The sequence below is a fragment of the Paenibacillus sp. FSL L8-0340 genome (assembly GCF_038593145.1).
In the GTDB taxonomy this organism is placed as follows: Bacteria; Bacillota; Bacilli; order Paenibacillales; family Paenibacillaceae; genus Paenibacillus_AQ.
Window position 1 is genome coordinate 380,541 of record NZ_CP151967.1, and the last position, 15,107, is coordinate 395,647.

The 15,107-nt window shown below is 49.8% G+C and carries 16 protein-coding genes; all 16 read left to right on the forward strand.

The features are described from left to right. The first annotated feature begins 32 nt into the window (after positions 1 to 32). The 16 genes from NST07_RS01755 (at position 33) to NST07_RS01830 (ending at position 15,093) form a co-directional block, all read left to right on the forward strand. On the forward strand, positions 33 to 1,061 hold the full coding sequence (locus NST07_RS01755) for an agmatine deiminase family protein (RefSeq protein ID WP_342480962.1): 1,029 nt from the start codon (positions 33 to 35) through the stop codon (positions 1,059 to 1,061). A gap of 25 nt (positions 1,062 to 1,086) precedes the next feature. Further along, positions 1,087 to 1,962 carry an N-carbamoylputrescine amidase gene (aguB, locus tag NST07_RS01760; protein ID WP_341089332.1) on the forward strand — a complete coding sequence of 292 codons (876 nt, stop codon included), beginning with the start codon at positions 1,087 to 1,089 and terminating at the stop codon, positions 1,960 to 1,962. Between the two features lie 256 nt (positions 1,963 to 2,218). After that, the gene (locus NST07_RS01765; RefSeq protein WP_341089334.1) at positions 2,219 to 3,034 is read left to right on the forward strand and encodes a transporter substrate-binding domain-containing protein; all 816 of its coding nucleotides are present in this window, start codon (positions 2,219 to 2,221) and stop codon (positions 3,032 to 3,034) included. Between the two features lie 90 nt (positions 3,035 to 3,124). Continuing rightward, positions 3,125 to 3,772 (forward strand): amino acid ABC transporter permease, encoded by a 648-nt coding sequence (locus NST07_RS01770; RefSeq protein ID WP_341089336.1) that lies wholly within the window; start codon positions 3,125 to 3,127, stop codon positions 3,770 to 3,772. A 15-nt stretch (positions 3,773 to 3,787) separates the two neighbouring features. Continuing rightward, positions 3,788 to 4,510, forward strand: a complete 723-nt coding sequence (locus NST07_RS01775; protein WP_341097518.1) for an amino acid ABC transporter ATP-binding protein — start codon at positions 3,788 to 3,790, stop codon at positions 4,508 to 4,510. 155 nt (positions 4,511 to 4,665) lie between these two features. Further along, complete coding sequence (locus NST07_RS01780) at positions 4,666 to 5,112, forward strand: tellurite resistance TerB family protein (protein ID WP_038585038.1); 447 nt, start codon at positions 4,666 to 4,668, stop codon at positions 5,110 to 5,112. 124 nt (positions 5,113 to 5,236) lie between these two features. Further along, positions 5,237 to 5,833 carry a TerD family protein gene (locus NST07_RS01785; RefSeq protein WP_341089337.1) on the forward strand — a complete coding sequence of 199 codons (597 nt, stop codon included), beginning with the start codon at positions 5,237 to 5,239 and terminating at the stop codon, positions 5,831 to 5,833. A 30-nt stretch (positions 5,834 to 5,863) separates the two neighbouring features. Then, positions 5,864 to 6,439 carry a TerD family protein gene (locus NST07_RS01790; protein WP_341089338.1) on the forward strand — a complete coding sequence of 192 codons (576 nt, stop codon included), beginning with the start codon at positions 5,864 to 5,866 and terminating at the stop codon, positions 6,437 to 6,439. 68 nt (positions 6,440 to 6,507) lie between these two features. After that, positions 6,508 to 7,089, forward strand: a complete 582-nt coding sequence (locus NST07_RS01795; protein ID WP_341089339.1) for a TerD family protein — start codon at positions 6,508 to 6,510, stop codon at positions 7,087 to 7,089. Between the two features lie 81 nt (positions 7,090 to 7,170). After that, a complete protein-coding gene (locus NST07_RS01800) occupies positions 7,171 to 8,481 on the forward strand; it encodes a TerD family protein (protein ID WP_342480963.1) in 1,311 nt (436 codons plus the stop codon). Between the two features lie 27 nt (positions 8,482 to 8,508). Continuing rightward, complete coding sequence (locus tag NST07_RS01805; RefSeq protein ID WP_341089342.1) at positions 8,509 to 9,261, forward strand: TerC family protein; 753 nt, start codon at positions 8,509 to 8,511, stop codon at positions 9,259 to 9,261. Positions 9,262 to 9,474: 213 nt separating this feature from the next. Then, positions 9,475 to 10,683 (forward strand): HpcH/HpaI aldolase/citrate lyase family protein, encoded by a 1,209-nt coding sequence (locus NST07_RS01810; RefSeq protein WP_341089344.1) that lies wholly within the window; start codon positions 9,475 to 9,477, stop codon positions 10,681 to 10,683. Positions 10,684 to 10,759: 76 nt separating this feature from the next. Continuing rightward, positions 10,760 to 12,067: a phosphoribosyltransferase family protein gene (locus NST07_RS01815; RefSeq protein WP_341380312.1), complete on the forward strand. Its 1,308-nt coding sequence runs from the start codon at positions 10,760 to 10,762 to the stop codon at positions 12,065 to 12,067. Then, positions 12,051 to 13,211 (forward strand): cysteine protease StiP family protein, encoded by a 1,161-nt coding sequence (locus tag NST07_RS01820; RefSeq protein WP_341377080.1) that lies wholly within the window; start codon positions 12,051 to 12,053, stop codon positions 13,209 to 13,211. The genes NST07_RS01815 and NST07_RS01820 overlap by 17 nt, the downstream gene beginning before the upstream one ends. Continuing rightward, positions 13,208 to 14,041 carry an HAD family hydrolase gene (locus NST07_RS01825; RefSeq protein WP_038585059.1) on the forward strand — a complete coding sequence of 278 codons (834 nt, stop codon included), beginning with the start codon at positions 13,208 to 13,210 and terminating at the stop codon, positions 14,039 to 14,041. The genes NST07_RS01820 and NST07_RS01825 overlap by 4 nt, the downstream gene beginning before the upstream one ends. Further along, positions 14,038 to 15,093, forward strand: a complete 1,056-nt coding sequence (locus tag NST07_RS01830) for an ATP-grasp domain-containing protein (RefSeq protein WP_341377081.1) — start codon at positions 14,038 to 14,040, stop codon at positions 15,091 to 15,093. The genes NST07_RS01825 and NST07_RS01830 overlap by 4 nt, the downstream gene beginning before the upstream one ends. Positions 15,094 to 15,107 lie beyond the last annotated feature (14 nt).

The window sequence follows — 15,107 nt, forward strand, 5'->3', positions numbered from 1 at the left end:
CTTCAAATATAAACAGCAGAGGTAAACAACAAATGTATCCTAAAGATTTGAACTATACAATGCCGGCGGAATGGGGCAAGCATGAGCGGACCTTCATCTCCTGGCCGGTTAAGGCGTCCATGGTTTTTCCGGACAACCATAAATCCGTTTGTGACGGTTATGCCGGAATCATCCGTGCCATCGCTGAGTTCGAGCCGGTTACCGTGGTTATCAATCCGGACGATCTGGGGATGGTAGAGGAACTAGAACTCGGGGCGAATGTAACGATGCTGCCGATCCGGCATAATGACGCCTGGCTGCGTGATAACGGGCCGACGTTTGTTCTGGGTAAAGACGGCGTGCTCGCCGGTGTGAACTGGAAATTTAACGCCTGGGGCGGCAAATATTCGCCGTGGGATCTGGATGATGAGGTGGCTCCGCAAATTCTGGAGCAGCTGAAGATGAAACGTTTTGACGCACCGCTGGTAATGGAAGGCGGCTCTATCCATACTGATGGTGAAGGCACACTGATCACCACGGAGGAATGTCTGCTGAACACGAACCGCAATCCGGAGCTGGACCGGGCAGACATTGAGGAATATGTACGGAAATATACCGGCACCGAGTCGATCATCTGGCTGAAGCGAGGCCTCAGCGGTGACGAGACTGACGGCCATGTAGATAATATTGCCTGCTTCGCCGCTCCGGGCAAAGTCATCATTCAGGTCTGCGACGACCCGCAGGATGAGAACTTCGGCATCACTCAGGAGAATCTCCGTATTCTGGAGAATGCGGTGGATGCCAAAGGCCGGAAGCTGGAGATTATCCAGATTCAGCAGCCGCCACGCGTGGACTATGAGGACAGCCGCCTGACGCTTAGCTATTTGAATTTCTATTTCGTCAACGGCGGCATTATACTGCCGGTATTCGGCGGGACGGCTTCCGAGACGGATAAGCTGGCGGAGCAGAGACTGGCTGCTTTGTTCCCGGACCGTAGAATCCGTACGGTGAACGGTATGGCGGTCATCGGCGAAGGCGGAAACGTACACTGCACGACCCAGCAGATGCCTGCCACAAAATAACTTACTCGCTAGGGAGGACAGAATCATGAGAAAAGTAAAAGTAGCCGCTACACAAATGAGCTGTTCCGGCGACATTGATGAGAATATTCGCAAGGCTGACAGTCTGGTCAGGGAAGCGGCGGCTCAAGGCGCACAGATTATTTTGCTGCAGGAGCTGTTTGAAACCCCGTATTTCTGCCAGAAGGAGAAATCTGATTATTACGTCTACGCCACTGAGCTTGAGCAGAATAAAGCAGTGAATCATTTCAAGGCTGTAGCCAAAGAGCTGCAAGTCGTGCTGCCGATCAGTTTCTACGAGAAAAAGAACTACGCCCGTTACAACTCGCTGGCGGTAATTGATGCCGACGGCACGGTGCTGGGCAAATACCGCAAGAGCCATATTCCTGACGGTCCCGGCTATGAAGAGAAATTCTATTTCAATCCGGGGGATACCGGGTTTAAGGTATGGAATACCCGCTATGCCAAGATCGGTGTCGGCGTCTGCTGGGACCAGTGGTACCCGGAAGCCGCCAGAGTCATGAGTCTAATGGGCGCGGAGATTCTGTTCTATCCTACAGCCATCGGTTCGGAACCGCAGGACGGATCCATTGATTCCAAGGATCACTGGCAGGCCTGCATGTTGGGCCATGCGGCGGCGAATCTGATTCCTGTCGTGGCCTCCAACCGGATTGGCGAGGAAATTGACGAGGATTCCAGCATTAACTTCTACGGCTCCTCGTTCATTGCCGGCCCGCAGGGCAACAAAATCGTTGAAGCCGGGCGGGATGAGCAGACGGTACTGGTCAGCGAATTTGATCTGGATGCTTTGGAAGTGGGCCGGATAGAGTGGGGCATTTTCCGTGACCGCCGTCCGGAGCTGTACAGAATGATATCTTCGTATGATGGGGACTTAACCTTTTAAGGAACCATCGAACAGAAGTATATAACATGAAATAAGAAGGCACTGCCAGGGAGAATCATGATCTCTTGGCCGTGTCTTTTTTTGCTTTTATGGCATGTTCATGGCAGATATGAGGACTGTTTTTAACAATGGATGTTACAATCTATGGATTTGGTGTTATAAAACATTACACAAATGAGAAAAGTTAATTGTCATCACCACTGTGATCTGTTAAAATCTCCTTAAGTATTTTACAAAATGAGTGGGGGATTGGAAAATGGGGATCAGAAAAAAGTGGGCAATGTCAGCTTTGGCGGCATTTTTGGTCTTGTCTATGGTGGGCTGTGGTTCCAACAATAACGCCAAAAGCGGAGATGCGGCAGGAGAGCCGATCAAATTCGCAAGTGACGCCAGCTACGCACCAATGGAGTATATGGATACGGATACGATCAAGGGCTTTGACATTGATTTCATCAAGGCGGTTATGGAAGAAGCGGGTATCGATTATACAGTGACGAATACGGGATGGGACACAATGCTTTCCAGTGTGAAACAGGGCACGGAATATCAGGCAGGTCTATCCTCGGTATCCATTACGGACGAACGCAAGGAAACCTATGACTACTCTATCCCCTACTTTGAATCCACTAATATGATTATGGTTAAAGAGGGCAGTGATATTAAGAATGCGCTGGACCTGAAAGATAAGACCGTAGCGGTACAAGGGGCTACAACGGCCGATGATCTGATGAGCGGGATTATGGGTGTCGACAACGCCAACCTGAGACGTTTTGACAGCAATGCAGTAGCGCTGATGGAACTGAAAGGCGGCGGAGCCGACGCGGTGGTGGCTGATATCGCCATCGTGAATGAATACATTAAGAACAATCCGAAAGAGAAAGTAACGGGCATCCTCGATAAGGAGAACTTTGGTTCCGAATATTACGGCATTCTGTATCCTAAGGGCAGTGAGTGGAAAGCCAAACTGGATCCGGCAATCAAAGCTGTTATTGAGAACGGGAAGTATGCCGAGATCTACAAAACCTGGTTCGGGGAAGAACCGGATACAGCCACACTTCTTAGCGCGGAGTAAGCAAGCAGGAACAATAAAGCGTGCGTAATGATTGCTATTGCGCATGCTTCTTTTTTTTAAAATTAGAGCAGAAGAGAAGGGAAGAATTCTATGGACTTCAGATTCGACATCATCGTTCATTATTTGCCGGTCTTACTGAAGGGAACGCTATTCACAATTGGAGTATCTATTGTATCTATTCTTTGCGGCTCGATCCTGGGCTTGGGGATAGGCTTCGGCAAAATGGCTCCGAAATGGTATTTTCGCTGGCCGTTCCATTCCTATATTAACTTCTTTCGCGGCACACCGCTGTATGTACAGATCCTGATCGTGCATTTTGGGGTAATTCCTCTTTTGTACGGCACGACCAACGTCCTGATGACCTCATTTGTCGCACTTTCGTTGAATTCTGCCGCCTATTCCGCCGAGATTTTTCGTGCCGGTATCCAGTCGATCGATCCTGGACAGCGGGAAGCCGCGTTGTCGCTTGGAATGAGTAAATGGCAGGCGATGCGTTTTATCATTCTGCCGCAGGCGATCAAACGGATGGTTCCGGCGTTCGGGAATGAATTTATTGTCCTGGTCAAGGATTCCTCCTTGCTTGCGCTTATTGCCGCACCGGAGATTATGTACTGGAGCAATACGATGAAAGGCCAATACTTGCGGATATGGGAGCCTTATTTGACCGCTGCCTTTATCTATTTCCTTCTTACCTATTCACTCAGCAAGCTGCTCAATTATATTGAACGGAAGGTGTAACCTTATATGGAGCCTATTATTTCAGTGCGACATTTACATAAATCATTCGGTGCCCATCAGGTGCTGGCCGATATTAACGTGGATATCCACGGCCGGGAGGTTGTGGTGGTTATCGGGCCTTCGGGTTCGGGAAAATCGACCTTTTTACGCTGTCTTAATCTGCTGGAGGAGCCGCAAGAGGGCGATGTTATCATTGAAGGAACTTCCTTGATGGCCAAAAGTACAAGAATTAACGATATCCGTACAGAGGTTGGCATGGTGTTTCAGCAATTTAATCTGTTTCCGCACAAGAAGGTCATTGAGAACATTATGCTGGCCCCGATGCAGGTCCGTAAATGGCCTGAGGACAAAGCGCGGCAGAAAGCGCTGGAACTGCTGCGAAAGGTCGGCTTAAGCGAGAAGGCGGAAATGTATCCGGCATCCCTGTCGGGCGGGCAGGCCCAGCGGGTCGCAATTGCCCGGGCGCTGGCGATGGAGCCGAAGATCATGCTCTTCGATGAGCCGACATCGGCGCTGGACCCGGAGATGGTCGGTGAGGTGCTGGCGGTAATGAAGGATTTGGCCCGCGAGGGTATGACTATGGTTGTAGTCACGCATGAGATGGGCTTTGCGCGCGAAGTAGGCGATCGTGTACTTTTTATGGAACAGGGCGTTGTTGTTGAGGAGGGTATTCCGGAGCAGTTGTTTGGCAATCCTTCACATGAACGAACTAAGGAATTTTTGTCGAAAGTACTGTGAAATTGTGGCAAACTAGAATATTGTTTTTTTATCGGTTATATTAGAATAGTAAACTTACGGATCGACAAATACTAAGAATATCTGTCGAATAGAAGGAGAGGAGGCTCTGGGATATCTTTATTTATCATACTCTATAATGATAGAAGGAGAATACGATGAGCACATTTAAAAATTGGTTGAATACAACAAAGAGCGGGTTAACCGAACAAGTTAAGAAATTTAAAAATAAAGATTTCATGAACGCGGTAGTTGCAGGCTGCGCGCTGGTTGCGGCGGCTGATGGCAAGATTGAAGAAACCGAAAAGAACAAAATGGCGGGGTATATGAATCTCAGCAATGAACTCAAAGTGTTTGACATGAGAGATGTCATTGCCCAGTTCAATTTCTACGTAAGCAATTTTGAATTTTCCCCGGAAATCGGCAAACAGGAAGCACTCAAAGCTATTGCTAAATTCAGCAGCAAGCCGGAGGTTGGACGCGTAATTGTTGGTGTATGTTCGGCTATCGGTGCAGCAGACGGTGATTTTGATGAGCATGAGAAAGCGGTTGTGCGGAATATCTGCAGTGTACTGGGACTTAGTCCAAGCGAATTCAGTCTCTAAAACAGGAACAAATATCCACTAATCGGATGAAACGGATTGGGTTTTTTACCGTATGAGTGGTATAACAACCAAGAATGCTAGACTTACAGGCTGTGATTCTTTTCGGAAACGGAGGTACGTAAAGTTGGCTGGAATTAATTTGGTAAAAGGACAGAAGATTGATTTAACTAAAGGAAATGCCGGGCTGGCTAACGTTATTGTAGGTTTGGGCTGGGACCCTGCCGAACCTGCCCGCGGGTTCTTCGGTGCGAAGAAACAGGCGAATGTGGACTGCGACGCTTCGGCGCTGCTGCTGAACGAGAATGGTAAGCTGACCAGCAAGATGAATTTGGTATGCTTTCACAACAAGCAGAATCCTAACAATTCCGTTGTTCATTCCGGGGATAACCTGACGGGTGATGGTGACGGAGACGATGAGCAAATCAATGTCAATCTGAAGGCGATCCCTTCCGATGTGCACAAGGTCCTTGTAGTAGTTAACATTTATGATGCCGTGAACCGCAAGCAGGATTTCGGCATGATCAAATCGGCGTATATCCGCATTATCAATGCTGCCGGAAATGCCGAGCTGATCCGGTTTAATCTGACCGACAATTACACAGGCTTTACGGCGCTGATCTGTGGAGAGCTTTACCGGCACGGCGAAGAATGGAAGTTTGCCGCAATCGGTGAAGGTGCCCATGCGGCACATATCAATCAATTGGCTGAACGATACATTTAAATCTAATTTCGGAAAGAAGGTTTAATAACTATGGCAATTAATTTATCCAAAGGGCAAAAGATCGATTTGACTAAAAGTAATCCGGGATTGTCCAAAATCAAAGTCGGCCTCGGTTGGGATACCAACAAATACGATGGCGGCAAGGATTTCGACCTCGACGTTTCCGTTTTTCTGACAGATGCCGCAGGTAAAGTTGGGAAAGAAAGCAACTTCATCTTCTTCAACAATAAGCAGAATGAGAATGCTTCCGTTGTTCATGCCGGCGATAACCGTACCGGTGAAGGTGATGGCGATGATGAAGTGATTGAAGTGGATCTGAAGAACATCCCTGCTGATGTTGATAAGGTTGCTTTTACCATTACCATCTATGAAGCGGAGTCCAGAAGCCAGAACTTTGGACAAGTATCCCGTTCTTATGTGCGTATCATCAACGAGGAAAACAATGAAGAACTGATCCGCTTCGACCTTGGTGAAGATTTCTCCGTTGAAACGGGCGTGGTGGTTGGTGAACTGTACCGTCACGGAGCAGAGTGGAAATTTAATGCTATCGGCGCAGGCTACAAAGACGGTCTTGCCGGTCTGACGCGCGATTACGGACTGCAATAAAATTTGCTGCAGCCAACCTAGACATCTAGACCTTAGATGAAACCATTCACGAAAGAGGGTTGATGCCAGTGACGATCAGTCTTTCTAAAGGACAACGGATTGATCTTACCAAGACCAATCCGGGTCTGACGAAGGTAGTGGTGGGACTCGGCTGGGATACGAACAAATACAGTGGCGGCAAGGATTTTGACCTGGATGCTTCAGCGTTCCTGCTGCATGAAGACGGCAAAGCTAAAGGTGCGGACGACTTTGTATTCTACAATAATCCAACCGGCGGTGCAGGCTCTTTAACCTATTCGGGGGATAACCGTACAGGAGAAGGCGACGGGGATGACGAGCAGATCATTGTTGATTTCAGCAAGGTTCCTGCCCATATTCAGCGTATCGGGATCACGGTAACGATCTATGATTGTGATGCACGGGCACAGAACTTTGGACAGGTGTCCAATGCATTTGTTCGTGTCGTGGATGCTTCCAGCGATCGCGAAGTGCTGCGATATGATTTGGGTGAAGATTTCTCAACGGAGACAGCTGTTGTATTCTGTGAATTCTACCGGCATGGTGCCGATTGGAAATTCCAGGCGATTGGAAGCGGATTTGCCGGCGGCCTAAGTGCTCTATGCAGAAACTATGGACTGGACGCGCAATAACAGCTTCAAAGGCTTGAAAGGCGGGATCTCATCGATCCTGCCCTTTTTATACTCTTATCCATTTACAAAGGTGGCTTAAGAATGAATATTGAAGTGGTTAAAGGCCAGAAGGTAGACCTGACCAAAGCAAATCCCGGGCTTCGCTCTATTATCGTGGAGATTGGCTGGCAGGCTCCGTCCTCTATGGAAATTGATGCCTCTGCATTTTTGCTTGGAGAACAAGCCAAAGTGTGCAGCGATGAAGATCTGATCTTTTATAACAATCCATCTACGGCATACATCAGATATAAGGATAAGGATGTAGCCGGTACCAAATCAAGCGGTCTTAAACACTTTGAAATCGAGCTGGATATCATTCCTGCTCAGACGATGAGGATTGCATTTGCAATTACACTGTACGATGGCGAAAACCGCAATCAAATGTTCGGGCAGATGAGCGAGGCCCATTGCCGGATTCTGGATCGGGCGACGGGTATAGAGATTTTGCGCTGTAATCTTGAAAATCATTTCTCTGTGGAAACAGCTGTTGTAGTAGGAGAATTATATAGATATAGCGGTGAGTGGAAATTCAGTGCTATTGTGGCTGGATTTAACGGCGGACTTAAAGCCTTGTGCGCTAACTATGGAATTGATGTCGAAGATGATCCGGTTCCTGAACTCCGTGAACCGCAGAAAGGTTCTGCGCCGGAATTGGTTCGGCCAACCGTACCTCCCGTGCAAGAATCCCGGAGTATCCCGGCGGCTGTACCGCCTGCACCACCCAGGATTGAAGAGGTTTCTGCGCCACCTCTGAATCTCAACCTCAAGAAGATTGAGCTGAAGAAAAAGGGCGATTCCATAAATTTGAAGAAATCAGCTGCCGGTCTTGGAGAAGTGCTCATCAATCTGAATTGGAATCAGAAGCAAGGCGGAGGGTTATTCAGCCGTAAAGGGGGCGTGGATTTGGATCTCGCTTGCCTGTACGAGTTGAAGAATGGCCGTAAAGGAGTCGTTCAAGCGCTGGGCAATGCTTTCGGCAATCTTCAGCAGCCGCCTTATGTGGTGCTCGATGGCGATGACCGGACAGGCACCGTAACATCCGGCGAGAACTTGCGTATAAACGGAAGTAAGCTTGCGGAAATAGAACGAGTTTTAATCTTTTCATTTATTTACAAGGGGGTTACGCACTGGTCTGAAGCCGATGGAGTCGTCACCATCACTCAGGCTGGGGGTCCGGAGATTATTGTGAATCTGGACGAGCATAACAACCGGAAAGGCATGTGCGCTATTGCATTAATCCGGAACGTAGGCGATACATTCAGCATTGAACGGCTTGTGCAATATTTCAGCGGCCATCAGGAGATGGATCAGGCCTATGGCTGGGGACTGCGCTGGGTAGCAGGCAGTAAATAATTTAATTTTTCCGGAGGCGCAAGCAAAATGGATTGGTTCAGTGATTTTTTTAGAAGTATCAGCGAGAATTATGGGCACTTTTTCTCTTGGAGCGACATTGTAGGAACGCTCTCTGACCCGGTCAGCTGGGGGATTATCGGGAGCTTGATTTTGCTCGAAGGGCTGCTATCGGCAGATAATGCGCTTGTGCTTGCGGTAATGGTTAAGCATTTGCCGAAAGAACAGCAGAAGAAGGCGTTGTTTTACGGGATTCTGGGAGCTTACCTCTTTAGATTCCTGGCGATTGGATTAGGGACATTCCTGATTAAATTTACGCTCGTCAAAGTCCTTGGGGCATTATATCTCTTTTATATCGCTTATAAAGGATTATTCAAGCGCAATGAACCCGGTGAAGGTGAAGAAGGGAAAGAACATAAAGGCACCTCTTTCTGGAAAACTGTACTGCTGGTTGAATTGATGGATATTGCGTTCAGTATCGACAGTGTGGTAGCCGCCTTTGGTCTGAGCGACAAAGTCTGGGTACTTTTCTTGGGCGGTATCCTAGGCGTGCTGATGATGCGTGGTGTGGCACAGGTGTTCCTGAAGCTCATTGCCAAGTTCCCTGAACTGGAGCAGACAGCGTTCCTGTTGATTGCCCTGATTGCAGGCAAAATGCTTGCTGGAGCATTCGGATTTGAAATGCCGCATTTCATTTTCTTCACCATTCTGATTGCGGTCTTTGTGGGAACCATTCTGTACAGTTCCGGAAAGAAAAAGAAAGAAATGAACAGAAACGCGTAATTTTAAGGTTTCATAGGATAAAGAGGACCATCACAGGGAAGGTGTGACTCCCTTTTATCCCGGGTAATCGTATATGGAATAGCATGGCCTTTGCTTGTATTTGAGAGAGCCGGAAGCCGTCCCCGAGAGGACGGCATAGCCGGTTCTGCAGCTCTCTATAAGGAGAGGCTATTTGTTTTGCTCCGCTTTGCAAAACTATAAGGGGGAAGGCCTTTGAGATACTTCGATTACCTGACACAAGAACAAGAAACGTCATTATTCTACTCTCCGCCTGTTTCATTTAATCATACTACAAGCAAGGAACTGCTGGCTTATGCGGTTGGGGCCGCTCTCTATATGCCGGCTACCCGGTCCTCTGTGGCTGAAGATATTTTGAAGCTCAGAGCTTCGGGACTGGTGACGGTCATTATTGATCTGGAGGATGCGATAGGCGATGGAGAGGTTGATTACGCTGAAGAGTCAGTGGTAAGGCATCTTTCTTTTCTGTCGGCTTATGCCGAGAATGAGTCTGACCCCGGAAATAGTCTTCCCCTGCTATTTATCCGCGTCCGCAATCCGGAACAGCTGCAGCAGCTGATTTTCCGGCTGGGAGCGCTTATCACCATGCTTACCGGGTTTGTCTTTCCCAAGTTCTCAGTGGACAATGGCGTGGAGTACTTTGAGGCGATTGCCGATTATAACAGTTCACGCAGTTATCTGGCCCCTGTGCTGTATGGCATGCCGATTCTGGAGAGCGCCCCGATTATTTACCGGGAGAGCCGGATAGCCAGCCTGCTGGCCATCCGCAACTTGCTTGGCGATTACCGTGATTATGTGCTGAATGTCCGGATCGGAGCGACCGATTTCTCCAGTCTGTTCGGATTGCGCCGCAGCCTGGACATAAGCATCTATGATCTAACGCCCATCCGCGACTGCATGTCGGATATTATTAATGTGTTCGGCCGGGTGGAAGAAGGTTATGTCATTTCAGGACCGGTCTGGGAGTATTTCTCCAGCAAAGGACACCGGGTGCTCCGCCCGCAGCTGCGGCAGACCCCCTTTGAGGATACCTTCGGCCGGGAGGGCCGGGAGATGCGCAACAATTATATTTCCAGCGCCATGGACGGGTTGATCCGTGAAGTGATTTTGGATAAAGAAAACGGGATTGTCGGCAAGACGATTATCCATCCTTCCCATCTAAGACCGGTGCAGGCCTTGTATACGGTGATGCATGAGGAATATGTGGATGCACTCAGCATTGTAGAGAGCAATGATGGCAGCCGTGGAGTGTTCAAGAGCGAATACTATAACAAAATGAATGAAATTAAGCCGCATTTGAACTGGGCAAGACGTATTTTACTACGATCTCAAGTATACGGGGTGTTACATGAACAACAGCATTTTGTCGGATTACTGCCCGAGAACGAATATACACACGTTTAATATCGTCCAGAACCTGCAGGTTACGGTAACCGAAACATCCAACCCCTTTGATATGCCGGTTGAAGCTTTATTCTCCATGGCTGCACGGATCAATAAAAAGCGTTCCTTTCTCTTTGTCAGCAAGGTGCTCGGCAAGCATATTCCGGTAATGCCCTATACTCCACTGCTCAGCGGAGCAGCGCTGGGGCTGCTTTTATACCGGGAAATGAACGGCGGAGCTGCCGGCAATGAGCAGATGGACAAGCTGCTGGATGCGGCGGTTCACGGACTTATTCATCCTCTCCATGCAGAGGAAGCCTATCACGAGCTGCTGGCCGCGCAGCTGGTGCTTCCGCGGCCGGTCGTTTTTGTAGGTTTTGCCGAGACTGCTACTGCGCTGGGTCATAGCATGTACAACATTTTTGCCGGAGGCGCGTCATATATTCATACCACCCGTGAAGACATTCCGGAGATGGCGTCAATTATCAGCTTTGAAGAAGAGCATTCTCATGCAGTTGACCATCTCTGTTATGCCCTGGACGCTGCCCTGTTATCTGGAGAAGAGCCGATTGTACTCGTAGATGACGAGATTACGACCGGCAATACGGCGATCAACACGATCAGGGATATCCAGTCCAAGTTCCCGCGCAAGGAATACGTAGTAGCCTCCCTGCTGGATTGGAGAAGCGAAGGGCATATTCAGGCTTACCGTGATCTGGAGCAGGAGCTCGGGATTCAGATTAAGGCGTTGTCTCTGCTGCAGGGTTGTATTGAAGTGAAGGGGACGCCTGTGCTGGATGCAGAAGTTGGTAAAGGACAGGCGAAGCCTGCCCGTGAGGCGCCTGTTATGATTACGTATATCCGTGACGGATTGGAGCGGCTGGCAGTAAGCTCTACCGACTCGCGCGGGGAAATCAACACTTCGCCGTATCTGAAGCTTAGCGGCCGCTTCGGTCTTAGCTCGGAGGATAATGTCTGGATCGACAAGGGTGCAGCACAGGTGGCAGCGCAGCTTCGCGAACTGCGCGAGAGCCCCTCTGCCCTGGTGATGGGTGTCGGTGAATTTATGTATCTGCCTATGCGGATTGCGGCCGAAATGGGGGAAGGGGTTGCCTATCAGTCATCCACCCGCAGCCCGATTCATCCGGATCGCCGGCCGGATTATGGCGTGCATAGCGCAGCTGCTTATCCATCGGCTACAGACACGGGGATTACGAATTATATCTACAATGTGGACCCCGGCCAATATGGGGATATTTTTGTGCTGCTGGAGCGTGATGTACCTCATATTCGGATTGAGCCGATGATGGATATTTTGAAGGGGCTGGCCGGCAACAAGGTGCATCTGATTGTACTGGGTCCTGAACTGGAAGTGGAGGTGCCCGCTGATGAAGGGAACGGATAGCGGAGAAACGATCATGAGCAAAAGAATAGCCCCTCCGGTTCCGCTCGGCAGCTATCCTCCATCGGATGTTCGTTTTCTGCTTAAGGATCTCAGTAATGTATCCCTGGAGCTGGGTACGGCGGAGCGGGAGAAAGCCATTCAGTCCGGGGTGAGCTATTCGGAGATGCTTCCTGTGGAATACCAGCCGACGGAGCCGTATATTGCATTGTTTCAGGAGACACTCCGGCACTCTGCGGTAAAGGTTGCGCAGGCGGTTGCGGTTGTCTCCGAGCTGATCGTATCCCGGCGGGGGACAGACCATACGGTGCTGGTCTCCTTGGCCAGAGCGGGAACGCCGATTGGCGTACTGATTAAACGCTATATTGCCGAACGGTACGGCGTGGATCTGCCGCACTACAGCATCTCAATTATCCGCGGCAAAGGCATGGATGAGAACGCAATTCTCTACATGCTGCAGCAGCATGGTATGGATGCCAATCTGCAGTTTATTGACGGCTGGACGGGCAAAGGCGCAATCACCCAAGTGCTTACTGAATCCTGCGCCGATTTCTATAAGAAATACGGGATTGCGCTGAATGACGATCTGGCTGTACTTGCGGATCCGGGAAGCTGTTCGCAGACTTTCGGGACCAGGGAGGATTATCTGATCCCAAGCGCCTGCTTGAATTCGACGGTGTCAGGACTCATAAGCCGTACGGTGCTGCGAGAGGATCTGATCGGCCCGCAGGAGTTCCATGGTGCGAAGTTCTATAGGGAATGGCTGGACAGTGACCTCTCCAATGTGTTTATCGAAGCGATCACACCCCATTTCGCTTCCATAACCGCGGATGCTGCGGCAATAGCTGCAGGCATGCTGAAAGCGCCGCCGGAGATTACCTGGCAGGGAATGCGTGATGTCCAGAGTATTCAGGAGACGTTCGGCATTGATAACATCAATCTGGTCAAGCCGGGCGTGGGAGAGACGACGCGTGTGCTGCTGCGCAGAGTACCCTGGAAAATTCTTGTCGATACTATGGATAACCCGAATCTGCGCCACATTCTGCTGTTGGCGGAGGAGCGGGGGGTTCCGGTAGAAGTGTATCCCGGGCTTACCTATTCCTGCTGCGGAATTATCCAGCCGCTGAAAGGAGGGGAAAGCGATTGATTTACGCCAGCGATTTAGACCGTACCCTGATCTATTCCCTGGGCGCGCTGCTTGTTCCAGAGGATTCACCGGGATTGGTGCCGGCTGAAATTATTGACGGCAAAACGGTCTCCTATATTTCACACGCAGCACTGCAACGCTTGAAGGAGCTCACCGCAAGTATCATCTTCATGCCGGTGACTACGCGGACCATTGCGGAGTATAAGCGGATCAACCTGTTCCAGGAGACGATTATTCCGGATTATGCCGTCACCAGCAACGGTGGCAACATTCTTGTTCGCGGAGTGGTAGATCAGCAGTGGCGGGCATTGATCGGCAGGCTGGTGGAACGCAATTCAGCTGCCGCTGAAGAAGTGGGAAAGCTTGTACGATCGGTGGTGCGTCCGGAATGGATTATCAACGAACGGTATTGCGATGAGCTGTTCTATACATTTATGGTGTACCGCGATCTCCTGCCTCTGGATGAGATTAACCATCTGGCAGAACGTCTGCTTGGGTTGGGCTGGAAGGTTTCTCTGCAGGGCCGCAAGCTGTATGTAGTGCCGGAGGCTGTGAACAAAAGCGATGCGATTGTTCATGTGCGCCGCACGGTTCATTCGGAGCCGATGGTTGCTTCGGGGGATTCCCTGCTGGACAAATGTCTGCTGGAGAGCGCGGATTATGCCATTGCCCCGAGGCATGGGGAAATATTTGCCGAGCAGCAGGCCACTCTAGTAGAATTGAACTATCCCTTTACAGAGCTGTCGGGCGTCCATGCCGGGGAAGAAATTATGCAGTATGTTCAGAAGATTTATAACAATCTAACGACATTGGGAGTTGGGCCGCAATGAAAAAGGTAAATATTTATTTCAACCGCTGGTTCTCCGTGGCTTTTCATTATATGAATCTCATACGGAATAATGAGGACGGCATTCCTGTTCAAATCTTTGCTACCCACTCCGATATCCGGCATATGTCGCTGCAAGGCGCTGACGTTGCAGGAACTGAACCTGCTCTGGAAGGGATCGAATACGTGCAGTTCTGTGTAGATTTCTGCCGCCGCAATGAGATTGATATCTTCATCCCGCGTCTGCATATGATGGATATCGCCCTACATGCTGCAATGTTTGATGCCGTCGGCACGAAAGTGCTGGTCTGCCGCGATTTGGAGCTGCTGGAGATGATTTTGGATAAAGGCAAGTTCTATAACAAAGTTAAGGATAGCGGAATAATGGAAATTCCCGATTATCATGTTGTTGATACAGCGGAACAATTCAAGGCGGCTTACGAGGATCTTGTGGCCAAAGGGCATGAGGTCTGCTTTAAGCCTACCGAGACGGAAGGCGGGCTTGGCTTCCGTATCATTAATAACAGCCGCAGCCCTATAGAGGAGCTCTTCGGTTATGTGACGCAGCATATTTCGTTTGATGAGGCATACCGCGTCCTTTCCGGAGTAGACTCGTTTCCTGCCCTGATGGTTATGGAGCTTCTCGAAGGGTACGAGTACAGTATCGACTGTCTGGCGGACGAGAACGGCAGGCTACTTGCCGCCGTGCCGCGCCGCAAGGACAACGGGCGGCTGCGGGTTATGGAGCATATTCCCGAACTTGAGAATATTGCGAAGCGTGTCGCCGAAACCTATAAGATCCCTTATAATTACAATATACAAATGAAATACGGCGGCGGAGTTCCCAAGCTGTTGGAGATTAACCCCCGGATGTCCGGCGGGCTGCATGTTTCTTGTCTGACTGGTATCAACTTCCCTTATCTGGCGGTTAAAAGCGCGCTGGGCGGCGAGGTTCAGCCTGCCGGGTTCGCCGGTGATATACTGGCCAGCCATATAGAGCAGCCTATGATCATGAGAATACACGATGAATCCGCTATTACGGATCCCGTGAATTGAGTGTGATTTCACAC